We start from the raw sequence: 25,179 nt of genomic DNA on the forward strand, positions 1-25,179 counted from the left end.
TAAATAAGATGATAAATCTCAGAAAAACCAAAACAGATAAAATCAGTATATTTGAATAGCATCATTTGAAAAAATAATGAATACAAAAGATAATAAGAACAAGATTCCCTCAGATATTGAAATAGCACGGGATACAATTTTAAAACCGGTAACTGAAATTGCAGAATCCATAAATTTACCGGTAGAGCAACTGATTTCGTATGGTAAATATATGGCGAAAGTTCCTTGGGAACTTAAGTCAGATGAAAAAATAAAACAGTCAAAATTAATATTGGTAACCTCCATTACTCCAACGAAGGCAGGCATTGGAAAAACAACAGTATCAATAGGATTAGCATTAGGTCTTTCCCAAATAGGGGAAAAGGCTGTGGTAGCACTAAGAGAACCTTCTTTGGGACCATGCTTCGGAATGAAAGGAGGAGCTGCAGGAGGAGGATATGCGCAAGTACTTCCCATGGAAAATATCAATCTTCATTTTACCGGAGATTTTCATGCGGTCACCTCTGCTCATAATATGATAACTGCTTTGCTGGATAATTATAATTATCAACACCGAGGAACTGGAGAGGTATTAAAAGAGGTGCTATGGAAAAGAGTTCTGGACGTTAACGACAGAGCTCTTAGAAATATTGTTACTGGTTTAGGAGGGGCATCAAATGGAGTTCCTCAGGAATCCGGATTTGATATTACACCTGCATCTGAAATTATGGCTATTTTATGTTTAGCCAACGATATCGAAGACCTAAGAAGGCGTATTGAAAACATTTTGTTAGGATATAGAGCAGATGGAAGGATGTTTACAGTTAAAGATTTAGGAGTTGCAGGAGCTATCACGGTACTTTTAAAAGATGCATTAAATCCTAATTTAGTACAAACTACTGAAAATACAGCTTCTTTTGTTCATGGAGGGCCATTCGCAAATATTGCTCATGGATGCAATTCTGTAATTGCTACTCAGATGGCTATGAGCTATGGAGATTATGTGATCACGGAAGCTGGTTTCGGGGCGGATTTGGGAGCAGAAAAATTTTTTGATATCAAATGCAGAAAATCCGGACTAAGTCCCAAACTCACAGTCTTGGTTGCTACAGGTCAGGGGCTGAAAATGCATGGTGGAGTCCCTTTGCAAAATATAAAAGAGGAAAATATTGTTGGCATGATCCAGGGACTGGAAAATTTAAAAAAACATATTGAAAATTTACAATTGTTCGGACAGTCTGTTATTGTGGCTTTTAACCGATATCAAACCGATACTGAACAGGAAATAGCTATTATTAAAGAATTTTGTACAAAAAGAAATATTGGCTTTGCAATTAATAATTCTTATTCAGAAGGAGGAAAAGGAGCTAAAGAGTTAGCCGAACTAGTTGTAAAAACTATCGATAAGTATCCTTCGGGAGCTATCAACTTTATGTATCCTGATGAAGATTCCATTCAGGAAAAAATAACCAAGGTAGCAAAAAATATCTATGAAGCTTCAACGGTTTCATTTCATAAAGAGGCGATTAAAAAAATTAAAAAAATTCAGGAATCAGATATGCAGACTTTTCCCGTATGTATTGCAAAGACTCAATATTCTTTTTCTTCAGATCCGCAAGCCTTTGGTGTTAGTAAAGGATTTAATTTTCAAATCAATGATATAGTAATTAATCGCGGAGCTGAATTTATTGTGGCTATAGCAGGAGATATTATGAGAATGCCGGGTCTTCCGAAAACTCCTCAAGCATTAAAAATTGATTTAATAAACGGTCAAATTGAGGGATTAAGTTAAGAGTATCATGTGGACGTTGACAAATCGAGTTTTTATAACTTTTGTTGTTAACTAAACAGGCTGCTAATTTTTTTTAGTTTCTCCTTAAATACATTGTAATGATAGTGTGCTTTTAAGTCATGCAAACAGGAAATGCACAAACAATCTTCATATAATTTTTGTATGTAATCTCTTTCATCATGATTGAGTTGTATGCGAGAACATTGACAAAGCTCTGGTGAACCGACTTTACATTCAAAAGGTTTGTTACATTTTGGACATATTTTAATTTCATGTTTAGCCATCTTTATGAATATTTCAATCAAATTATTAAATGTAGTTTTTTTATAATTAAAATGCTAGTAGAAAGAAAACGGATTAATACTGATATCATTAAATTGTTTTGAGCTAATTAATTATTTTTTATTTCATTTTCTAGGATTAAATCATGTCGTTGTTCAATAAGAGATTTACCAAAATCATTTGAAAATTTTTCTTCAGTTAATTTAAAACCAAATTTTTTATATAATTTATGAGCTGAATTTAATTCATGGGTTGTCCAAAGGTAAATTGAATTATAACCACATTTATGAGCAAAGTCAATCAGCAAATTCATCAGTTTATTACCTAAGCCTATTCCTCTCCACTCAGGTTCAAGATAAAAATAACGAAGTTGCGCTGTTTTATTAGCTCTGTGCATTAGTAATATGGAACCTATAATATTATTATCAGACTCGCAGAACCAAATTCGATCTAATGCCGGATCATAATTTTGAGAAAATTCATAAAGTCCTGATCCAACATAAGTCTCAAATGATAAACCATAATTATATTCTTTATTGTACAATATACCATGCCTATACATGATATAACCCAAATCGCCAGGTTTTATATCAGTTCTTATTAAGATATTGTTTGATTCTTTCATTACTTTATTTTTAAAAGTATATTTTGAATATTTTCCATATTTTTGGTGAGCATGCAAATATCCTGCTCATCTAAATTAGATAAGAATGACATAATTTGGAGTTCACTTGCTTGATTTAATTTAGAAAATTCTAATTTTCCTTTTTGAGTTAATGATAACTTGTAGGTTCTGCCATCTGTAATATCAATTTCTTTTTTTAAAATTCCTAATTTGTCAAACTTCAAGAGTATTCGGCTTAAGTATCCTTTGTCCATACGCAACATTTCTCTGATTTGTTTTGCAGTAATATAAGTGGTACAATTTATTTCAAACAATACACGAACCTCTTGTAATGTATAATTACTATAAATTAGTTTTTTATTTAGAAGTCCTATGAATCCGGTATAAAATCTATTGAAACTTCTAATTTTATCTATGCTACTATTATTTTTCACTTGGTAAATATATGTATATATAGTTGATAAAGTCAACTATATATTGAATATTATTAAAGGTAATTTATCTTTAATTCATTAGCTTTTTTTATTAATAAAATGAGTGATTAATAATTATAATAAGCTATAATATAAATATTTTATAAATTCTTACCTTTGAGCCATACTAGGATATAATGGATTTGAATAAATTATTTTCGGATAAACGTACCGGAACTCAATATAAATCAACAAATAAAAAATCTGATCCGCGAAGTGAATATCAAAGAGATTTTGACCGAGTTATATTTTCAACCTCTTTTCGCAGATTACAAAATAAAACTCAGGTTTTTCCTTTACCCGGGAGTGTTTTCGTACATAACCGATTAACGCATTCACTGGAAGTAGCCTCTGTGGGTCGTTCTTTAGGAAGTGAAATAGGAACCTATTTGTCTGAAGCCTATGCGTCAGATATGTCTAAAGAAACTCAGGAGCTTTTTAAACACAGTTTATACAATGTTATCTCTACCGGCTGCTTATGCCATGATATCGGTAATCCGGCATTCGGACATTCCGGTGAAGATGCAATAGCCAGCTATTTTTACAGAAATGAGGATGAACTGAAAACTCATTTTTCTGATCATGAATGGCAGGACTTTATTAATTTTGAAGGAAATGCGAATGCTATACGTGTCCTGACTCAGCAACAAAACGGAAAATCAGAAGGAGGAATTATGCTGACTTATTCAACACTTGCATCCATAGCCAAATATCCGTGCGAATCAACCGCTAAAAATAAAAAAATACTGCACCGGAAAAAATTTGGATTTTTTCAGACGGAAAAAAATACTTTTTTAGATATAGCCAGAGAAACCTCCATGCTGAAAGAGCAGGAAAATCCAATTATCTACCGCAGACACCCTTTTGTATGGCTGGTAGAAACGGCAGATGATATTTGTTATAATATTATAGATTTAGAAGACGCTCAAAGGCTTGGTTTCATAAATTCACAAACCTGTGAAGAGTTGCTCCAGCAAATCATTACCGAAATGCAGGGAGCTGAAAAATGGGAAAGAGTGAGCAGGAAATTATTGGGTATTGAAGATAAAAATGACCGTATTTCTTTTTTACGGGCGGTTTGTATTGGAACACTTATTGGCAGATCTATTGAACTTTATAAACATAATTTTGAGAAAATTATAGCAGGAACATTAGAAGTATCCATTTTTGATCAAATCAAGAATGAATGTCAGGCAATTAAAATTATAGAAGATTTTTCTGTTGAGCATATTTATAATCACCGTTCTGTTGTACAAATTGAAAATGCCGGTTATAATGTTATGTATGAATTATTAAACCACTTTATTCCTCCGGTTATTAAAGAGAAAGAAAGCCGTAAGGAATTTGAAAAAAAAGCTATTAAACTGATTCCCCGTCAGTATTTATATGAAGAAAAATCGGAATATGAAAGAGTCCTGGGAGTGTTGGACTTTGTTTCTGGAATGACTGATAATTACGCTACCGATTTATATCGCAAAATCAAGGGGATTGATATAGGAATGACATTATAATATTTATAAGCAGAAATTAGTTATTTTTGCATTTGAAAAAACAGTATAACACGGAGATAGGGAGACATGCAGATATCAGGTGACACATTAAAAGAATTAGAATACCAGAAAATACTAGAAGAAATAGTACCTTTTTGTCATTCGGAAAAAGCTAAAGAGGTAATTAGAAATCTTCGTCCACTCAAAAAAGATAGTATAAAAGAAAATCTTTATTGCGTTAATGAGTATTTGGGAAGTTTTAGTAATGAAAACAGAATTCCATTCAGGGAATATGATGATATTGAAACAGAGCTTAAAATGCTTTTAATTGAAAATTTCACACTTGAGGCACGTTCTTTTCATAAAATCAGAAATTTATCTCAATTGATAAATTCACTGATTGTTCACTTCGAAAAATTTAAAGATTATTTTCCTACCTTACACAAACAACTTTCTCATATTGAATTTACCAAAGAGATTATCCTTTTGGTGAATAAGGTATTTAATCGTTTTGGGGAAGTGAAAAATGATGCAACCCTCACTCTTCAAAACCTAAGAGAGCAAATGCAACTGGTTAGAAAGGCTATTCAGGAAAATTTTGATAAAACCGTTACTCATTTTTCTCAAACCGGTGTATTAGATGAAATAAGGGAAAGTGTTGTAGACGATCAACGGGTATTGGCAGTAAAATCCTCTTTAAAAAAATCAGTTAAAGGTAGAGTGTTAGGTTTTTCTAAAACCGGATCCATCTGTTTTATCTTGCCGGAATCTGTAATTCAGCCAAATGTAAGATTATTAGAATTGCTTAGTCAGGAAAAAAAGGAAATTGAAAAAATACTATTTGATCTTACTCAAAAAATTCTTGAATTCTACCCTTTATTGGAAAAGTATCAGGCATATATTTATGAGCTTGATGTTATTCAGGCAAAAGCCAGATATGCAGATGAACTGAATGCTATATTACCGGAAATTACTACTAAGCAGGAAATTCATATTATTGATGCCTATCATCCTATTTTATACTTGACGAATAAGAGAGAGAAAAAGTCTACGATTCCTCAGACTCTTGCTTTGGATGAAGAAACCCGTATTATATGTATTTCAGGGCCTAATGCCGGAGGAAAAAGTATTACATTGAAGACTGTGGGTTTGGTGCAACTTATGATTCAAAGCGGAATATTAGTCCCTGTACATCCTAAATCCAGGATAGGTTTTTTTAATAAAATTCTTACTGATATAGGGGATAATCAATCTATAGAGAATCAGTTAAGTACGTATAGTTCCCGATTAAGAAAGATGCAACAGATAATTAAGCAGTCTGATCATCAAACCTTATTATTGATTGATGAATTTGGAACAGGTTCTGATCCCGAATTGGGTGGAGCTTTAGCTGAATCTTTCCTTGAATATTTTTATGAAACACAATCCTACGGTATTATAACTACACATTACACCAATATAAAATTAAGGATTGAAGAACTTACACATACCCGTAATGCATCCATGTTATTTAATGAGAAAAGCCTTCAGCCTATTTACAAATTGGAGATAGGACAGGTAGGAAGTTCTTTTACTTTTGAAGTGGCTGAAAAAAATAAAATTCCTAAAGAAATAATTCAGAACGCTCGTGAAAAAATTGAAAAAGATAAAGTAAATCTGGATAAAACTATTGTGCGTCTGCAACAGGAAAAATATCAGGTAGAAAAGCTGAAAGGAGATTTAAATAAACAGATTGACCATTCCGAAGAAAAAACAAAGGAACTTTCCAATACTATAAACAGCTATAAACAAAAGTTAGTGAATTTTCAGAAATTATATGACGAGGAAACACGGTATAATCAGCTGGGACAACGATTTGAAAAGTATATAGAAGGATATTCCAAAGGAAAAAGTAAAAAGGATATTATTAAAGATTTTACTAAATTTCTGGAGCAGGAAAAATACAAAAAAACACAGGTAACGGAGGTTGAAAAAATTCAGACTAAAAAACAACGGAATAAAGTAAAGTCTGAGCTGAAAAAAGAAGAAATTAAAGAACAGCTGGAAGAAACTAAGGCTGAAGAAATTCGTACTACAGTAGACAGGGCCAGCCAATGGATGAAGGAAGGTAAAAGGGTTAAAATTAAAGGAAGCTCGAGTGCAGCAACCATTGACAAGATTGAGGGTGAAACTGCTTTTTTAAATTATGGTCTGTTTACTACTAAAATCTCTGTTTATGAAATTGAAAAAATCTAATGATTTTTTATCTTTCCTATTTTGCCTAAATTTGTATACGAAAAGCCTTTAAAATATTTTAATCCGTAACCGAAAAAACGATCCATACAGGAATGTGAATATAGTACTATTCCTACAAGTTCCATCTCAGAAATATTACTATAAACTCCTCCCAGATAAATTAATATAGCAATACCTTTATGATGAAAAATATTATAAAGTACAGCTCCGGTTTTAGCATTTTTTAGATAGCCAATCATAGATAAATCAGGAAGTAAAAGTACTAAGGGAAATATCCAACCGGAATATCCGGTCAATGAAAACAAATAGATACCTAAACCGAACTGAGCAAGTTCTTCTGCTTTTAAAAGATTTTTCATTTTGATATTTTAAAACAAATCTAATAAAAACTTATAATATTTCTTAGTTCTTTAGAAAAAATGCACATAATATATATAGGATTATTAATTTTTAAAAATTTCAAATTTAACCTCCGTAATTCTTCTTTCTATAACTTAATCTTTTTAGATAAGATAAAACTGATTTTAAGCATATATTGTTTTAGTTAATTGTTTTTCGGTTTGTATAAATAGTTTTCTTTATAAAAAATATTATTTTAAATTTTATTGATAATTATTTATATAGAATATTTTAAATAAATTATTTTGGAGAAAGAGTTTATTTCTTGTTAGCTGTGCTGCTAAAAAAAATGAAACGTTCTTAAATATTTAGAAATAAAAAAGTGAAAAGCTATAGTGAGAATATGTATAGTATTTAAAATATAGAGAGATATAAACAACCGATTAATACGAAAAAAGTATTAAAAAAGTACATTACTATGGCAAAAATCTGTCTTTTGATTCCGGAGTAGGAATCATACAACTTTCTTTCTTTCCAAACCAACGATATCTGTTATTGGCTATAAGACTATATCCCCAATCTCTGATAAATGAAGGTAAGATGTATAATACTTGAGCAAGATTGAAAGGAAAGCCAAGTTTTTGGGCTATCTTTAAAGCGGCTGTGCTTTTAGTATAATAGGCTTGGTTAGGTTCGTAAAATATTATGGAATTAAATTGTTTATCTGAAAGCCCTCTCTCTTGTAAAAACTTCTGTCCGGTTTCAGATTGAAGTGATGCAAATTTAAATTGCTTATTGACATCTTGTTTTATAAGAAACTGAATAGTTGAATTGCACAAATTACACACTCCGTCAAAAAAAATTATTGAAAAACTCATAAACGTTTCGGACTGTTTCTTTTAATTAATTTTTTATATTCGGGTACCTGTTTAAGAATAAATTCCCTGCAAAATGTCTGAAGTTGAGGATAAAATCGCATAAATTGTCTTTCTATATTTTTTTCCTGTAAGTATATTTCCTTAAGAGAATTACTCATATTAGAATGAAATTTTGATTTTTTACTCAGATTATAAAGAGTCCATTCAATACCTTCAAAAGTTCTGTATTTTTCAAACCAGTCGTCTTGAATAAGTAATTTTAAAATGTCATTAAGACGGGTAGGAAAAAGAAGTTCTTTAGACTGTACTAAATCGTAGCAGGATTTTTTAAACTTTTCAAACTCAATATCACAGAATAAATGCCAGTTTTTAATTAAAAAATAGTCATAGACAACGTCAGTAATAATAGGTGCGAACTTACCGTAAGACTCATGAAAAATACTGGTAGTTTCTTTAACTATAGGGTGAAAATCAGTAAAAGAATCAATATTTCTATGAAGTAGAATTCCGGCGGATATAGTGGGAGGATAATTCTGATAATCTTTACCACGAACAATTTCACCCAAAATATTACCGACTTGTATATCCGGTATGTTATACGAAAGCAATTGATGGGCAACTATGTTCATTTTTTCTATTAATTCGACTAAATATTTGCGTTAGATATTTAAGTTTTTATCAGGGTTTTTTGACTTTCTGTTATCTTTAAGGAAAATCGAATATTTTTCCTGCATTTCTTCTTTAATTGTCGGGTTCAATTTTAATGCCATTTTTAAAAAATGTTCACCTTTATCCAGATTTTTCATAAGGAAATAACAGTTCCCTAATTGGTAATAAAGTTCAGCTCGGTTAAAGTTTTTAAAGCTTTTATGCAATATTTCTGCAGCTTTGGAATATTCTCCTAAACTAATTAATAATTCTGAATAAGCCAGCCAGTTATGAAAATGATTGGGTTCAAGCTCAACAATGATTTCGAATGAATCTGAAGCTTCTTCATATCTTCCGGACTGAATATTAAGATAGGCGTACTTTTTCCAGTAATTAACATCTTTGGATTCTATATCCAATGCTTTTTTTATATAAAAAAGAGCATCCTCATTGTTGCCCAAAGAATCGTGAATATTCGATATTTCAAACCAAGCCTTATCAAACTGAGGGTCTTCTTTAACCGCTTTCTGAAACGAATTTAAAGCCTGAATACTTTTTCGCATTTTGTTAAATGCCTGACCTATTTTAAAATGAGTAAAGGCAGCAGTATCGTCAAAGTCTAATGAATCCTCATAAGTTTCAATTGCTTTATTCCACTGATTTAGTTTTTCAAAACAAAATGCTTTTTGAGTATAACCGGCAATGCTTTTTTGATTGATTATGATAACATAGTCAAAAGCATAGAGAGCTTTTTCATAACGGTTCAGATTAAGATACTGCAATCCTAACTGAAACCAGGCTTCTTCTGAATATGGATTAATATCTATATATTGTTTAAGAAAAGCAATACATTCTCTGTTTTGATGAAGAACCTCGAAACAATGGATACAAGAGAATAAAGAATACTCATCTTTGCTGTTATATTCCAGAGCTTTTTTATAGGAAGATAAAGCTAGTCCGGGTTCATTAATTTCCAGATATTCATTTCCCAAACAGTTAAAAATATAATCTTCATCTTCTTCATTTTCCAAAGCAAGATTATAAAAATCGATAGCTTTATACGGAAGTTTTCTTAATGACCAGTAACGAGCTGTAGCGATGAGGTAATCAGTATCTGTATAGCAAAGATCTCTTAGCTCCTCGATAAGCGTAAAGGAATTATGTAAATCTTCAATACCTACATAATATTCCAGCTGTTTAATTTTTAAATCTATATTAGCTGGGTATAACGCAAATGCTATATCCAGTGCTTTTAGAGCATATTCATAATCATAAATATCCAGATAGAAAGATATAATTTCACAAAACTCATCAGATTCAAAATAAACCGATTCATTTTTATCAAGCATGTCTTCAAACCTGTTAACTAATTCATTGTCAAAAAAATCTTCCACGAAAAAAAAGGTATTGTAATTTTAATTAAAACTATGTAAAGTTAGAAAAAAAAAAATAAATATATATTTTCTGATATTTTACTTATTCACAATAATCTAACATTTATTAATTTCGTATTAATACAAAAATTTTATTTCTTTATTTCTGAATAATTTTGTTCCCATATTTTCAATATTTACACATAACAGACCATCTTCGGTGACTTTTTCAATAATACCATTATGCTGTTTCTGGTTTAGGGAAAAAGTCATCACTTTATTTCTGCCAAATAATTTTAAATTATATTTTTCTAAAAGACATTTATTTTCAAATAAAAGAGAGTAGTGTTCTTGAAAATGTAAATATAACTTTTCAGTCAAATTGACAAGGTTGTAATTCTTATTTGTCAGTAAATTTAGTGAAGTTGCACTGCTAAGCGAATCAAAAGTAGATTGCATAATGTTGATGCCTATTCCTATAATAAAAGTATCCTGAGTTTTTTCTATAAGTATGCCCGATATTTTTTTCTTCCTGATAATAATGTCATTGGGCCATTTTATACTGGCAGATAATCCGGATTCTTTTTCTAAAAAATCACAGCTAATTAATCCAACCCAGAAACTAAGGTTTATTATTGAGATAAATGGATCTGAAAGACAAAATGTCAGAGCTATGTTTTTTTCTGGTTCACATATCCATTCAGAATCTCGTTGTCCCTTTCCCCTAAGCTGATTAAAGGTAAATATACCAGAAAAATTTTCCTTAAATTCGTATATATTATTGCGTATATATTCATTTGTTGAGTTAATTTCGTCAAAATACTGTAGTGGCATAAGTTTTGAAATCTTTTTAACAGGTGTTAAAATTATTGAAATAAAATTAAACTAATATGTAAAATGATTATTTTTGCATAACTTAACATAAAAATTATATATAGTAAAAAATATAGATGGCAGAGACACAGATTGACAAAAAAGTTTTATTAGAAAATATAATAAAAGGTATAGAAGAGGTTAAAGGATATGACATAACTGTTTTAGATTTTACGAAATTAGAGAATACAATTACAGATTATTTTGTTGTCTGTACAGGAGGAACAAATACTCAGGTTTCTGCTATTGCTAATTCTGTAGAAAGATTTGTCCGAACACAATTAAGGGAAAAACCATGGCATGTTGAAGGATTAGATAATCAGCAGTGGGTGCTTATGGATTATGTATCAATTGTGGTTCATATTTTTCAGCCTGAGTTTAGAGATTATTATGATTTGGAAAACTTATGGGGGGATGTAGAAGTGACCAGGATTCCCAATGCAGACTAACTAATAAAAAATTAATCCAATAAAAATCAATTTATTAAATCTTGGAAACAAACAACAATAAAAAGAAAAAGGAAAATAAACCATTTTCATTTAACTGGTTTTACGGTATATTAATCATTTTTGCTGTTTTGTTACTTTCAAATGAATTTTTATTTTCAAGTAACGACGCCAAAATAGATTCAGCAAAATTTTTTACATATCTTGAAAAGGGATATGTAAATAAAGTTGTATTTGTAAATGAGTCCTCAGAGGTCAAAGTTTACCTTACTCCTGAGGCTATGAAAAATCCTGAAGTATATAAAAATAATAATCAGGGAATTGGTATGTTTAGTCAAATGTCTGACAGTCCGCAATATTCATTCATAGCAGGGGATAAACAACTATTTGAAAAAAGATTCAATGAAGATAAAGTCAATTTCAACTTAAAGACTAACTTGGAATTTCAGAATCCAAGTCCTTGGGGAGGAATATTTATACAGCTTTTACTTCCCATATTATTCTTTGCACTAATCTGGTTTTTTCTTTTCAGAAGAATGGCAGGAGGAGGTGCAGGTGGTGGCGGACAAATTTTTAGCATTGGCCGTTCCAAAGCAAAGCTTTTTGATGAAAATGACAATATGAGAGTTACATTTAAAGATGTGGCAGGTCTTGAAGGAGCAAAAGAGGAAGTTGAAGAAATTGTAGACTTTCTTAAAAATCCAAAAAAATACACCAAATTAGGGGGCAAAATTCCGAAAGGTGCTTTACTTGTAGGTCCTCCGGGAACAGGTAAAACCCTTTTAGCCAAAGCAGTGGCAGGAGAAGCTAAAGTTCCATTCTTTTCACTTTCAGGTTCAGATTTCGTTGAAATGTTTGTGGGAGTAGGAGCCTCCAGAGTACGAGATTTGTTCCGTCAGGCTAAAGAAAAATCACCATCAATTATTTTTATTGATGAAATTGATGCCATTGGTAGAGCTCGAGGTAAAAACAATTTTACAGGTTCAAATGATGAACGAGAAAATACTTTAAATCAGTTATTGACTGAAATGGATGGTTTTTCGACCGATGTAAGTGTTATCGTTTTAGCAGCTACTAACCGTGCAGATATATTAGATAAGGCACTGATGCGCCCGGGACGTTTTGATCGTTCAATTTATGTAGATTTGCCTGATTTAAATGAAAGAAAAGAAATTTTTCAGGTTCATTTAAAACCGTTAAAACTTGAAGAAGATTTAGACATAGAGTTTTTAGCTAAGCAAACACCAGGTTTTAGTGGTGCTGATATAGCAAACGTATGTAACGAGGCAGCACTTATTGCAGCCAGAAAAGATAAGGAGAATGTAGGTAAACAAGATTTCCTTGATGCTGTAGACCGAATTATTGGAGGTCTTGAGAAGAAAAATAAGGTGATAAAACCTCATGAAAAGAAAAGAGTAGCTTTTCATGAAGCCGGACATGCTACAATTAGCTGGATGGTTGAGCATGCAGCTCCGCTTTTGAAAGTTACTATAGTTCCGAGAGGAAGATCATTAGGAGCTGCCTGGTATCTTCCGGAAGAGAGACAACTGACAACTACAGAGCAAATGCAGGATGAGATATGTGCTACTTTAGGTGGAAGAGCAGCTGAAGAAGTTATTTTTGGTAATATTTCTACCGGAGCCTTATCTGATTTAGAAAGAGTGACTAAGCAAGCAAATGCTATGGTTACTATTTATGGATTAAGTGATCAGATAGGGAATATATCTTATTATGATAGTTCAGGTAATGAATATGGGTTTACCAAACCTTATTCAGAAGTAACAGCAGAAACTATAGATAAAGAAATATCAAAAATTATTGAAATTCAATATAAAAGAGCGATTCAGATATTAACAGAAAATAAAGATAAACTTACCAGTTTAGCCAATAAGCTCCTTGAAAAAGAAGTTATATTTAAAGAAGACCTGGAAGAAGTTTTTGGTAAAAGATTGTTTGGTGAAGAAACGTTTTCCGAACAAATAATTGAGGAAGAAGAAAAAGAGGAAAAAACTGAATAAAGATAATTAAACAGCACAATTGATACTGATTGAGATTCTGTATGTAATTGTGCTGTTTTTTTTATATATTTGAATATAAAATATTTTAGTTTTTAACTTAAAATTAAAGAATGGGATTTCTTGATAAAATATTTGGAAAGAAAAAAAAAGAATATCCTGAGGAACTAGATTTTAATGAAGAAGAAGATGTTGTTTTTACTAAAAGGTTTAAAGAAGGAGGAGGAATGTTTTTTTACTGTGAAACAAAACAAGAAGCCCTTCAGCATCTGCAGGAAGTTTTAATTAATGAAGATATCAGTGAAATATTGTGCGTAGATAAACAATTAATTTCTTTGGTAAACGTATTAGACTGTAATTATACTTCACAATGTTCCGGGAAACAAGATATAGCCTTTATAAACTGTGAATTTTTAGTTGCACTTGATGGCTCAATTATGGTCTCGTCAGATCAAACCCAGTATCTGAAAAAATCCGATATGCCTCAGAAAATTATTGTTTGGGCTCACCCCAATCAAATCATTAGTTCGTCGAGCGCAGGACTCGCTAAAATCAGATTTAATAAAAAAGAAAATATACCTTCCAATATAACCTCAATCCATGGAAATCAGGTACAGGGGTTTAGTAGTTCTTCTACGGCGAAAAAAATATTTTTACTATTAGTTGAAGAAAAATTATAAATAAAATTTTGTGAAAACTTTAATTGTACGGTCTTTATCCGGTTTAGTGTATGTGTTAATAATTTTTCTTTGCACTACTAATTATTTGTCAGATTTACTTTATTTATTTTTAGATATTAAAATTCCATCCTACTATTTTTTATATGGATTGATGAGTTTTTTCTTGTTAGGATGTTTATGGGAAACTACAAGAATGCTTAAATTTTCTTCCATTTTGTATCAGATACTGTCTTTTGGCCTGGCAGGCATCATTTATTATATGTTTTCAAAAGATTTTTTTTGGAATAGTTTTAGTTTTGGTAACCTTTATCTAAAGCATGTTTTAATGTTATTGCTGTTTCTTATGTCAGTTACCACGCTTTTTCGATTTTCAAATGAACTTTCTACAGATAGTGCTAAACTCATTTTTTCAGCCATTTATATAGGTCTCCCTTTTAGTTTTAGTTTAGTTATTCCCAATAGTACCAGTCCGTTAACTCCCGAAATATTTTATGTTTTTCTTCTTATTTGGATCAGCGATACATTTGCATATTTAGTAGGAAGTAAGTTTGGTAAAACCAAGCTGGCACCGAAAATATCACCTAATAAATCAATTGAAGGTTTATTGGGAGGAATTGTTTTTACCTGTATCTCCGGATTTATTATAAATTCAATATATCCTGATTTAAGAGGAAATTGGATAATAATTAGTTTATTAATTGCTATATTTGCCCCAATAGGAGATTTAGCAGAATCAAAGTTAAAACGAATGTTTGGAGTTAAAGATTCCGGAAACCTTATGCCTGGGCATGGAGGTGTTTTAGATCGGTTAGATAGCTTTATATTTTGTATTCCCGCCATATTTGCTTATTATTTAATAATTACCATTTTATGAGATTTCACAGAGAAGGAAAAACTATAATTACTGTAAGTGTTTTATTATTTTTATTAATAAGCGGATTTTCTTACTATTTTATTCATTGCTGGGCGTTATTAATAATAATTCCTTTAGCGGTAATTTTAGGTCTTGTCATTTGGTTCTTTAGGAATCCAATAAGAGAATACGATGCCCAAACTGATGAAATTATTGCACCGGTTGATGGTAAAGTAGTCATTGTTAAAGAAGTTTATGAAAAAGAATTCTTAAAGGCTCAGTGCATTCAGGTCTCGGTTTTCATGTCTCCTTTGAATGTACATGTTTGTCGATATCCTGTAACTGGTAAAGTTATATTTAAAAAATATCATCCGGGTAAATTTTTGGTAGCATGGCATGAAAAATCATCTGAATTAAATGAAAGAACTACTGTAGTGGTTGAAAACCCGGGCGGTCAAAAAGTTTTATTCAGACAAATAGCAGGGGCTTTGGCACGAAGAATTGTGATGTATTCTGAAATAGATGATTCAGCAAATGCAGGAAAAGAATTTGGTTTTATAAAATTCGGTTCAAGAATGGATGTTTTTCTTCCATTAGGTACAGAAATTTTAGTTAAAGTAGGTGATGTAATACCTGATGGAGGAAAAAGGGTTATAGCCAGATTAAAATAATAGATTTTTTTAAATAAATTTTGAATGGCGAAAGACATTCTGTTTATTAATTGCCATATTCTCACAGAACCAGCTTACAAGTAATTTTTCAGATTCCTTACGATTGTATGTTTCAGGATTTTTTCTGTTTTTTAAATAGTCTCGAGAAACGGAATATTCAATGATATCTCTAATGGTTTTCTCATTGAAATTACTCTTTATCTTATAAAAATTTTCCATTCCTATTACGCAAATAACAAAAGTAACACATGGAAAACTATAGTATAAATTTCCCAGTTTCATAAAATCGCAAGCAAACCACCAGGGAACAGCAATAAGAAAAGAAATTAATGCGGTAAAAATTAAATAGTTGTCAACAGGAGATTGTAAATGTGTAATAAATTTAATTCCTGTCGAACTTTCTATATCCTTAAGAATTGAGATTCTTTTTTTCGAAGGAATTATTTCATCCAAACACGAATTTGTTACAATAGTTTTATGTTCAATATTAAATTGTTTTGAAAGAGAATTTCTTACCTTATAAAATAAATGTTGGGTAGTGCATTCATCTGAATTTTCTAATTTTATTTTATTGATTATTGCATCTATATATTCACCAAAAGTCATTTCTATTGATAAATCCCCATCTTCAAATTCAATATTGTAACTTTTTTCAACATCTAAAATCCAAAAATGAAGATCTTCAAAATCTATGGTTTTCAACTCATTGCTAAAATCATGTTCTTTTTGTAAAGATGGTTTGTTTAAATTCATAGTCTCTAATTTATATAAAGTTAAAATATAATTTTCAGATATTGCATTTTTTGCTCTGGTAACTTTAAGTATCTTTGCTAAACTAAACCAACATAAACTATGGCTAATATTTTAGATGGAATAAAATTATCCAAACAGATTAAACAGGAAATTAAAGAGGAAGTCTCTAAATTTGTGGAAAAAGGCAATAGAGCTCCCCATTTATCCGCTATTTTGGTGGGCGAAAACGGGGCCAGCGTAACCTATGTTGATAATAAGATTAAAGATTGTCAGGCAGTAGGATTTCGTTCATCTTTGGTAAGACTCCCCGAAACAATTTCTGAAGAAGAATTGCTTAATGAAATAAGTAAATTAAATATTGATGATTCATTAGACGGATTCATTGTACAACTACCTCTTCCCAAACATATAGATCAGGAAAAAATAATTATGGCAATAAATCCTGATAAAGATGTAGATGGATTCCATCCGGAGAATTTCGGTAAAATGGCTTTAGAGATGGATGGTTTTCTTCCCGCAACACCATATGGAATCATGGTAATGTTGGAAAGATATAACATATCTACACAAGGTAAAGATGTAGTTGTTATTGGAAGAAGCCGTATTGTAGGAAAACCTATGAGTATTTTAATGAGCAGAAAAGGCAATCCGGGAGATTCAACCGTTACTCTTACTCACTCAAAAACTAAAGATTTAGTAGAATATACAAAAAAAGCGGATATTGTGATCACTGCATTAGGGGTTCCTCATTTCTTAAAAGCAGAAATGATCAAAGACGGTGCTGTTATTGTAGATGTAGGTATCACAAGAGTAGATGACTCTACGAAAGAAAGAGGTTTCTATTTAGCAGGTGATGTTGATTTTTCCGAAGTTGCAGCAAAAGCTTCCTGGATTACCCCTGTTCCTGGTGGAGTAGGACCTATGACTAGAGCTATGTTGCTTAAAAATACGATGCAGGCTTACACAAATAATATACAATAATTCAATAAACAAGCCCAGTTTATTTATATAAACTGAGCTTGTTAAGTTTAGCATAACATTTGCAGGTTAATTAAGAACATCAAACTCAAATTGAGGATATCCCCGGTTATTATTGCTGTCGGTTAACTTGATAAATCTGATTTTATAAAGGGTTCCAACATGATCTTTTAATATGTAAAATCTGTCAGTGTAAGCAGTAGCTCCACCAAATGTAGTTCTCCAGCTAGCGCCGATTACTCTTTGATCATCAGTAATAAATTTAGTATAATCAACATTTTTTCTTTCAAAAGCATCATAGCTTCCTACTTCCGAAACGCTTGCCATATATACCGAAACATTATTCATCATATTTGTTGTTATAAAATCTGAGTATGAATAAGTGCCGTGTCCAGGAATTTCATTAACAAAGACAGTATAACATAAATCCCAATCCGTTTTTGGAGGTTGTACATCTGCAATTCCTTTTTCAAGGCTTAAAAAATTAAAATCATAATCTGCTTTTTTGTTAATTACAAATTCTTCATGAGTAGTATCAGAAAGATTTGCATATTGAATTTTGTACCCATTCGTACCATTCCTCAATATTCGGATCTTTTTCCATCCTCTGTGCTCTCCTTTAATATTTAAAGAAGTACTTGAACCATAATACAAATCATATCCCATGTTTATAAGATATACTTTGTTTTCATCATTATTTTGGCTGACAGCATCAATAGCAGTTCTTTGAAGATAATTGCCCTTAACATCGTCTACGTAATTAATGTTATCAGTTTGGGAAGTTCCGATGGCTATAATTGGTTTTAGCGAGGCAACATCTGTTTCTGAAACTGAATCTATATCGGTTACATCTAATTTTCCGGCAGCCATTTGCAAAGAAGTATTAATAATAACTCTAAACTCGTTTCCGCAGTAAAATCCAAAATCCCAGGCATTTCTCGGGGTAACTTTCATGTTTTTTACATCCAGGGCAACCCAGACCTGATTAGGTTCGGAAGGTCCTCCTACATTAAGGTCTAAGATTGCACCTGAAGGTTGAGGTACATCTATAGGGCTGTTATCTTCCGAACAGCTTGAAAATAAAGCGAAGGATAGAATGAATATAATAAGTGTGTTTTTCATAATTTTAAATGTTTATATTAAATCCAAGTTTAGCAAAATACGATCTGCCATAAAATAAATTGATGCTGGAAGCACTCTCCTGATGGGCTCCGGTATTACTTAAAGTATTTTTAACCTTTTTTACATCAAAAATATTTCTGGCTCCTATAGTTAATTCAATAGCATCCTTGAATAAAGATTTACGTATTGAAGCATCCAGCAGGCTAAAGTCACTTTGTCTTCCCAGACTGTAAGTATCGCTAATATTATTAAGTACATAACCGGTTTCTTTTCCATGATATTTATAATATAAAGATAAAGTAGTACCCCATTTTTTTATTCTGTAATTCAGATTAGAATTAAGCTGAAATGTGTATCTAAAATCATTATTTGGCACTGCTTTTTCAATCCCGTTAACCTTATCAGCCATAGAGCGGCTTATTCCTATGTAAGAAGCACCAAGGTTTAAATTAACATTTTTATAGGCAAATCTGCTTCCAAACATAAGCCCCCAGTTTTTATATTTGTCTACGTTAATATATTTATATTCTAAAGGAAGAAGATTAATAGCAAGCAACTCAATTTTATCCGTCAGGCTTGTATATAATGTGCTTAAATCTAATTCCCCTTTAAAATCACCTTTAGTAGTAAGCTTTTGATTCCAGTGTATAGAAGTAGAATATCCCTTTTCAGGAGATAAATCTTTATTACCCTGTACATTGTGGTTACTATCTACAAAATAAGTATAAAGCTCGTCATAATTTGGAGTCCTGTTGCTTGAAGCTACCTCTGCACGTATAATTGAATTTTTTGAAAGTTCATATTTCATTGCAAGGGAATAAGAATATAAGTTTTCAAATTGTGTATTAAAACTGGCTCTAAAACCTGGCTTTATAGAAAATGCAGATTGACCAAACAGTTCACTGGTTATGAAAACATCATAATTATCCATATGTTTTTTCAAATTATCATCAAATCCATAACCAGTATCAGAACCTCCGATAGCATTTGAGCCGGAAGATCTGTATCCTTCAACAAAACTGAATTCGTAACCAATTTGCAGATTGGCTATATCACTATTTATTAATCTGCTGAAAGTACCTCTGTTATACCAAACATCTGTTGATGCATATTTTGAGTAAGGTGCTTTTGAACCAAATACTTTACGGTTACCGATATCATAAGTATAGTCTCTGTAATTTCTCTCTTGCTTCTGGTAAGAAAAATCTCCTTTATAATCAATTTGATTGAATAATGTTGCATTTAAAAATAAATGATTGAGCCAACGATCCGTTTTATAATCTCTATCCTGTGATGAATATGTATAAAGACCGTTTTCAGATAGTGGAGCATACAAGATATTGCTTCTGTATAAATTTACCATCTCGTTTAAATATTGGAATTTATAAAATGCATTAAATTTTTTAGAGCGATAGTTAACGAGCCCATTTAGATTTAATTGTTCTTTGGGAAGCCATTCGTATCCTCGGTCTGTTATGGCTCTTTTTCCATTTAAATCTCCTAAATAACCTTTAAAATCATTACGATTTGCACCAAGAGTTACTGACCATTTATCCGATATATTGTGAGAAACATTTAGTGATTGAATATGTCTGCCTTGTTCTTTCCAGTCATATTCTTTACCCACAGTTTCTTCCTGTACATATCCGGAAATTTTCCATTTTGAAGAGCTGCGTTTTTTTGTTATAATGTTAATAAGACCCGTAAGTGTATTAGAACCATAATCAACACCCATGCTTCCTCTAACAATCTCAATTTGCTCAACGTTATCCAGATTTATCTTGGATAAGTCCACGCTTCTTCCCAGTCCGTTATCACTAACCAGAGGAACATTATCAATAAGTACTTTATAATATTGATTATCAAGTCCGAATAAAGATGCTTGTGAATCACCCGACTTACTGCTTGTAGTTTCAGTGAAGTTTAAATTATAACTTAAAATATCCGCTACCGTGCTTGCAGCTCTGTTTCTTATGTCTTGTTGGGAAATTACTTCTACCTGATAGATAGATTTGTCCACACTTTGAAGAGAATATTGTCCGGTAATTACCAGATGGTCAAGGTCTTTTACCTTACTTTTTAAGCTGTCTTCTTTATTTTGAGAATAAACGCAAATGCTAAATAGAAATAAAAAAGAACTTAAAATAAATTTTTTATCAAGGTTGTTTATCATAGTTTTTTTTTGCAAATATAAAATTAATTTAGATTGGTTCTAAATATTACTTAGATTTGTTCTAAATTAATTTTATATTTGCATCTGTTAAAAATTTAAAACAATTTATTGTTTAATTTTTTATAAGCTAAAATGTTTTAAATTAGGTGCTTATGTAATTGTTGGGATATGATACTGTAAGACGAAGTTATTTAATTTGTTATTCAAAATACTATTTGATACAAATTTTACAATAGTAATTACTAAAAATGATAATTACTAAACAATATAAAAACTATTAATTCACTAAATAAAATATTTTTTAAAAAAATAGGATATGAAAAAAGTAAAACTAACAATTGGCATTTTAATACTCGTCATTTTGATGGTTGCCGGATGGTTGATTTGGCAAAAAACAGCATCAAAAACAAAAGTAGCACTTGTAAATTTTCAAAAATTCCAAACCACAAGTTTAATCCAATCCAATAAAGATAAATTTATTGAGTTTAAAGAAGTTTCTTTCGATAATCTAGACGAATTGAAAAACTATGATTTCGTATTAGGTTTTGCAATGGGAATGAAATTGGATGCTGAACAAAGAGAGCGTTTAAAAAAAATGATGAAAGAAGGTACACATATGTATCTTTATAGTGCAACTAATCCGGAAAATAACTTATGCAATCTGGATAGTATTCAAAAAGAAGAAATAGATTTATATCTTAAAAATGGTAATAAAAAAAATTATCAGAGTTTAGCAAGATATATACGTCAAAATATCGATCAAAAAAGGTTTTTTGTAACCCCTCCTGATAAATTAGTTGAATTAGCCGAAGATGTTTATTATCACTTAGATGAAAATTTATCATTCAAAACTATCAATGAATATGAATCATATTTGAAAAAAAATAACTTTTTCAAAGAAAGTGCAAATAAAATAGCAATTATTGGAGGGCTAAATGATCCTTACAGCGGTAACAGAGAAAATCTGGATAGCTTAATAGTAAAACTCCAAAATAAAGGATTCAATGTATATCCTGTTTCTTCAACTTTTGATAGATTAAAGTTTTTGAAAGAAATTCAGCCGGATGCAGTTATTCATTTTGCTCATGGTAGATTGGTCGTTGGACAGGCCGATTCGGTAGTTGGATGGTTAAAAGAAAGAAATATTCCAGTTTTCGTACCTGTAACCATATTGCAGACAAAAAATGAATGGATAAAAGATCCTATGGGGTTAATGGGAGGTTTTTTATCTCAAAGTGTAGTTATGCCGGAAATAGATGGAGGAATTTATCCTTATGTTTTAAATACCCAGGAATTAGATAAAGATAATTTATATGTATTTAAAGCTGTGCCTGAGCGTTTAAATAATTTTACTCAGATTATTACAAATTTTATTAATCTGAAAAAGAAAAATAATTCAGATAAAAAAATAGCTATATACTTCTTTAAAGGTCCTGGGAAAGAATCATTAGTAGCACAGGGATTAGAAACTATACCTTCTTTATATAATTTACTGAAAAGATTAAAAGCCGAAGGATACAAAGTAGAGGATCTGCCTGCTACAGAAAAGGAATTCGAAAAAATTGTAATGTCTCAGGGATCTGTTATGAGCACCTACGCCGAAGGTGCTTTTGATGAATTTCTAAAAAATGGAAATCCGGAATTAATTGAAAAATCTGTATATGAATCATGGGTAAATCAATCATTAACTAAAGAAAAATATAAAGAAGTTACCGATTTATATGGACAAGCGCCGGGCAATTACATGAATGTAAGTCAAAATGGCAAATCCTATATTGCTGTCTCCCGTGTTCAATTTGGAAATATTGTTTTATTGCCACAACCTATGGCGGGATTGGGAGGAGACTCATTTGCTATAGTTCATGGTGCAAAGAGTCCGCCACCTCATACATACATCGGTTCTTATCTTTGGACTCAGTATGGTTTTAAAGCTGATGCATTAATACACTTCGGAACTCATGGTAGTCTCGAGTTCACGCCACAGAAACAAATTGCTCTAAGTAATGAAGACTGGCCGGATAGAATGGTTGGAACAGTTCCTCATTTTTATTATTACACAATTGCTAATATAGGCGAAAGTATGATGGCTAAGAGACGGTCTTATGCTACACTTATATCTTATCTCTCACCAGCGTTTATGGAGAGCCAGACACGTTCACAATTTAAAGATTTACAAAATAAAATTCAATATTATTATAAATCTGAAGAATCCAAACAGCCTCAGGTATCACTGGAAGTGAAAAAAATAGCTGTACAAATGGGAATTCACAGAGATTTGAGATTAGATAGCATACTAACAAAACCGTACACAACAGAAGAAGTTGAAAAAATAGAAAATTTTTCAGAAGAAATTGCTAATGAAAAAATGAACGGGCAATTATATACTTCAGGAGTTCCGTATACCTCAGATAAAATAAATTCATCAGTCCTTGCTATGAGTGCAGATCCTATTGCATATAGTCTGGCTGCACTTGATAAGCAACGAAGCAAAGTCACGGAGCAACAGTTGAAAAATAAAGTTTTCTTTTCTCAAAAATATTTAAATCCATCTAAAGAACTGGTGAAACAAATACTATCAGGAAAGGTTATAAATAATTCTACAATATGCTCAATAGCCGGAATTAATGAAAAAGAGCTGGAAGAAGCTAAAGTTATAATGACCCCTGTAAAGAGAACTTTTACCAGAAGTCCTAAAAAGTCAGAAACGGGTAAAGGAAAATCACCACATTCAGAAGCAATGAAACCTTCAGGAAAAGATGTGAAACCTTCTCATCCCAAAAAAGTTGAATATACAAAAGAACAAAAAATAAAAGCCCGCTCAATACTTGAAATTGAAAGGACAATAACCAATATTTTAAACTATAAAGAAGGATTGGAGAAAAGTCCTGAATATGAATTCAGATCATTATTAAATGCTTTGTCAGGAGGATATATAGAACCTTCTTCAGGAGGGGATGCTGTTGCAAATCCAAACGCTGTTCCTACGGGAAGAAATTTATACTCAATTAATGCAGAAGCAACTCCAACAGAGATAGCCTGGGATAGAGCAAAAGAGTTAGTTAATCAGACATTAGGACAATATGTTGCGAAACATGGAAAATATCCTAAAAAAGTAAGTTATACTTTTTGGAGTGGAGAATTTATAGAAAGTGAAGGAACCACTATAGCTCAGGCTTTATACATGCTTGGAGTAGAGCCTGTGAGAGATGCTTTTGGAAGAGTATCAGATATACAGCTTATACCTTCTGAGACCCTAGGCCGGCCAAGAATAGATGTAGTCGTTCAAACGTCTGGACAGTTCAGGGATTTGGCAGCATCAAGACTGGTTTTATTATCAAGGGCTATAGAAATGGCCTCAACAGCAAAAGATACACGCTATGAAAATCTAGTTGCAAAAGGTACTCTTGATATTGAAAAAACATTAGTAGAACAAGGGGTTTCTCCTAAAGATGCAAGGCAGCTTTCCACGCAAAGAATCTTCGGAGGTATTAATGGGATGTATGGTGCTTCTATTCAAGAAATGGTAAAAAGCGGAGATAAATGGGAGGACAAAAATGAAATAGCAGATACATATATTAATAATATGGGAGCTATATATGCTAGTGATAAAGATTGGGGACAATTCCATAAAGGTCTATTACGAGCAGCATTAAAGAATACAGATATGGTAATTCAGCCAAGACAAAACAATACCTGGGGAGCATTAAGCTTAGATCATGTTTACGAATTTATGGGAGGTGTTAATTTAGCTGTGAAAAGTGTTACCGGAAAAGAGCCTGATGCATTTTTTGCAGACTACCGTAACCATAATAACTTTAAAATGCAGGATTTAAAAGAAGCCATTGGGGTAGAAGCGCGAAGTACTATTTTTAATGAGGTTTATATTAAAGAAAGAATGAAAGGTGGGGCTAGTAGTGCTGCTAATTTCACAGAAATTATAACAAATACGTACGGTTGGAATGTAATGAAGCCGGAAGTAATTGATAATGAAATGTGGAATCAGATATATAGTACTTATGTGAAAGATGAAAAAAATCTGGGAACAAAAGAATTTTTCAAAAATTCCAGTCCTGCAGCTTTAGAAGAAATAACAGCAATCATGTTGGAAACAGCACGTAAAGGAATGTGGAAAGCTTCTGAAGATCAATTGAAACAAACAGCCTTACTACATACAGAAATAGTTAAGGAATTTGGTCATTCCGGATCAGGTTTTTCCGGAAGTAATACTAAGCTTCAGAATTTTATTACTACAAAAGTAAATAAGGAACAAGCAGACCAATACAAGAAAAATTTAGCAGCTATGGAAAAAGGAGTAGATGCTGGATCTAATAATAAAGATGCTATGGTTCTTAAAAAAGATGAAATAAGAAAAGGAGGTGAATCAATTACTGGAAAAAAATCATTCAATGGACTTATTATCGTCTCAATAGTAGCTGTTTTAGTCATTCTTATTATTTTGTTTATAGTTAAAAGAAGAAAAAAACATCAGGATAACCAATAA

The 25,179-nt window shown here is 31.5% G+C and carries 21 protein-coding genes; 10 read left to right on the forward strand and 11 right to left on the reverse strand.

Features of this window, described 5'->3' with window-relative positions; translation table 11 throughout:
* Positions 1-103 precede the first annotated feature (103 nt).
* A complete protein-coding gene (locus EQ921_RS10820) occupies positions 104-1,771 on the forward strand; it encodes a formate--tetrahydrofolate ligase (protein ID WP_128331745.1) in 1,668 nt (555 codons plus the stop codon).
* A 47-nt stretch (positions 1,772-1,818) separates the two neighbouring features.
* Here the strand turns inward: EQ921_RS10820 and EQ921_RS15020 are convergent, their stop codons facing one another.
* The 3 genes from EQ921_RS15020 to EQ921_RS10835 all read right to left on the reverse strand — a co-directional run bounded on the left by EQ921_RS15020 (position 1,819) and on the right by EQ921_RS10835 (position 3,112).
* The gene (locus EQ921_RS15020; RefSeq protein ID WP_128153324.1) at positions 1,819-2,055 is read right to left on the reverse strand and encodes a cysteine-rich CWC family protein; all 237 of its coding nucleotides are present in this window, start codon (positions 2,053-2,055) and stop codon (positions 1,819-1,821) included.
* Between the two features lie 107 nt (positions 2,056-2,162).
* Complete coding sequence (locus EQ921_RS10830; protein WP_128331672.1) at positions 2,163-2,678, reverse strand: GNAT family N-acetyltransferase; 516 nt, start codon at positions 2,676-2,678, stop codon at positions 2,163-2,165.
* On the reverse strand, positions 2,678-3,112 hold the full coding sequence (locus EQ921_RS10835; RefSeq protein ID WP_164875629.1) for a MarR family winged helix-turn-helix transcriptional regulator: 435 nt from the start codon (positions 3,110-3,112) through the stop codon (positions 2,678-2,680). Before EQ921_RS10835 ends, EQ921_RS10830 begins: the two co-directional genes overlap by 1 nt.
* A gap of 176 nt (positions 3,113-3,288) precedes the next feature.
* Between EQ921_RS10835 and dgt the strand changes: the two genes are divergently transcribed.
* Positions 3,289-4,662: a dGTP triphosphohydrolase gene (gene dgt / locus EQ921_RS10840; RefSeq protein ID WP_128151656.1), complete on the forward strand. Its 1,374-nt coding sequence runs from the start codon at positions 3,289-3,291 to the stop codon at positions 4,660-4,662.
* A gap of 66 nt (positions 4,663-4,728) precedes the next feature.
* Positions 4,729-6,876 carry a DNA mismatch repair protein MutS gene (locus EQ921_RS10845; protein ID WP_128331674.1) on the forward strand — a complete coding sequence of 716 codons (2,148 nt, stop codon included), beginning with the start codon at positions 4,729-4,731 and terminating at the stop codon, positions 6,874-6,876.
* Here EQ921_RS10845 and EQ921_RS10850 read toward each other — a convergent pair.
* The 5 genes from EQ921_RS10850 to EQ921_RS10870 form a co-directional block, all read right to left on the reverse strand.
* Positions 6,873-7,235, reverse strand: coding sequence for a DUF4260 domain-containing protein (locus EQ921_RS10850; RefSeq protein ID WP_128331675.1), 363 nt, complete (start codon positions 7,233-7,235; stop codon positions 6,873-6,875). The two genes, EQ921_RS10845 and EQ921_RS10850, sit on opposite strands and share 4 nt — an antisense overlap.
* A gap of 456 nt (positions 7,236-7,691) precedes the next feature.
* Positions 7,692-8,093 carry a thiol-disulfide oxidoreductase DCC family protein gene (locus EQ921_RS10855; RefSeq protein WP_128331676.1) on the reverse strand — a complete coding sequence of 134 codons (402 nt, stop codon included), beginning with the start codon at positions 8,091-8,093 and terminating at the stop codon, positions 7,692-7,694.
* The gene (locus tag EQ921_RS10860; protein ID WP_128151664.1) at positions 8,090-8,722 is read right to left on the reverse strand and encodes an ACP phosphodiesterase; all 633 of its coding nucleotides are present in this window, start codon (positions 8,720-8,722) and stop codon (positions 8,090-8,092) included. The genes EQ921_RS10855 and EQ921_RS10860 overlap by 4 nt, the downstream gene beginning before the upstream one ends.
* 30 nt (positions 8,723-8,752) lie before the next feature.
* Positions 8,753-10,135: a tetratricopeptide repeat protein gene (locus EQ921_RS10865; RefSeq protein WP_128331677.1), complete on the reverse strand. Its 1,383-nt coding sequence runs from the start codon at positions 10,133-10,135 to the stop codon at positions 8,753-8,755.
* 117 nt (positions 10,136-10,252) lie between these two features.
* A complete protein-coding gene (locus EQ921_RS10870; protein WP_128331678.1) occupies positions 10,253-10,948 on the reverse strand; it encodes a biotin--[acetyl-CoA-carboxylase] ligase in 696 nt (231 codons plus the stop codon).
* 116 nt (positions 10,949-11,064) lie between these two features.
* On the opposite strand from EQ921_RS10870, the gene rsfS reads away from it, so the two are divergent.
* The 5 genes from rsfS to EQ921_RS10895 all read left to right on the forward strand — a co-directional run bounded on the left by rsfS (position 11,065) and on the right by EQ921_RS10895 (position 15,652).
* Entirely contained in the window at positions 11,065-11,436 is a 372-nt protein-coding gene (gene rsfS / locus EQ921_RS10875; RefSeq protein ID WP_128151670.1) for a ribosome silencing factor, read from the forward strand.
* 41 nt (positions 11,437-11,477) lie between these two features.
* On the forward strand, positions 11,478-13,451 hold the full coding sequence (ftsH, locus tag EQ921_RS10880; RefSeq protein ID WP_185144515.1) for an ATP-dependent zinc metalloprotease FtsH: 1,974 nt from the start codon (positions 11,478-11,480) through the stop codon (positions 13,449-13,451).
* 110 nt (positions 13,452-13,561) lie between these two features.
* The gene (locus tag EQ921_RS10885; RefSeq protein WP_128151672.1) at positions 13,562-14,128 is read left to right on the forward strand and encodes a hypothetical protein; all 567 of its coding nucleotides are present in this window, start codon (positions 13,562-13,564) and stop codon (positions 14,126-14,128) included.
* A gap of 10 nt (positions 14,129-14,138) precedes the next feature.
* Entirely contained in the window at positions 14,139-15,002 is an 864-nt protein-coding gene (locus EQ921_RS10890; RefSeq protein ID WP_128151674.1) for a phosphatidate cytidylyltransferase, read from the forward strand.
* Positions 14,999-15,652 (forward strand): phosphatidylserine decarboxylase family protein, encoded by a 654-nt coding sequence (locus tag EQ921_RS10895; protein WP_128151676.1) that lies wholly within the window; start codon positions 14,999-15,001, stop codon positions 15,650-15,652. The genes EQ921_RS10890 and EQ921_RS10895 overlap by 4 nt, the downstream gene beginning before the upstream one ends.
* Before the next feature lie 9 nt (positions 15,653-15,661).
* On the opposite strand, the gene EQ921_RS10900 is transcribed toward EQ921_RS10895, so the two are convergent.
* Complete coding sequence (locus EQ921_RS10900; RefSeq protein ID WP_128331679.1) at positions 15,662-16,405, reverse strand: hypothetical protein; 744 nt, start codon at positions 16,403-16,405, stop codon at positions 15,662-15,664.
* Between the two features lie 99 nt (positions 16,406-16,504).
* Between EQ921_RS10900 and folD the strand changes: the two genes are divergently transcribed.
* Positions 16,505-17,386 carry a bifunctional methylenetetrahydrofolate dehydrogenase/methenyltetrahydrofolate cyclohydrolase FolD gene (folD, locus tag EQ921_RS10905; RefSeq protein WP_128331680.1) on the forward strand — a complete coding sequence of 294 codons (882 nt, stop codon included), beginning with the start codon at positions 16,505-16,507 and terminating at the stop codon, positions 17,384-17,386.
* A gap of 66 nt (positions 17,387-17,452) precedes the next feature.
* Here folD and EQ921_RS10910 read toward each other — a convergent pair whose 3' ends face one another.
* A complete protein-coding gene (locus EQ921_RS10910) occupies positions 17,453-18,505 on the reverse strand; it encodes an HmuY family protein (protein ID WP_128151682.1) in 1,053 nt (350 codons plus the stop codon).
* Between the two features lie 4 nt (positions 18,506-18,509).
* Complete coding sequence (locus EQ921_RS10915) at positions 18,510-20,678, reverse strand: TonB-dependent siderophore receptor (RefSeq protein ID WP_128331681.1); 2,169 nt, start codon at positions 20,676-20,678, stop codon at positions 18,510-18,512.
* A 316-nt stretch (positions 20,679-20,994) separates the two neighbouring features.
* Here EQ921_RS10915 and EQ921_RS10920 point away from each other — a divergent pair, with 316 nt between their 5' ends.
* Complete coding sequence (locus EQ921_RS10920) at positions 20,995-25,179, forward strand: cobaltochelatase subunit CobN (protein WP_128331682.1); 4,185 nt, start codon at positions 20,995-20,997, stop codon at positions 25,177-25,179.

This window comes from Apibacter sp. HY039, from assembly GCF_004023655.1.
GTDB classification, from domain to species: domain Bacteria; phylum Bacteroidota; class Bacteroidia; order Flavobacteriales; family Weeksellaceae; genus Apibacter; species Apibacter raozihei.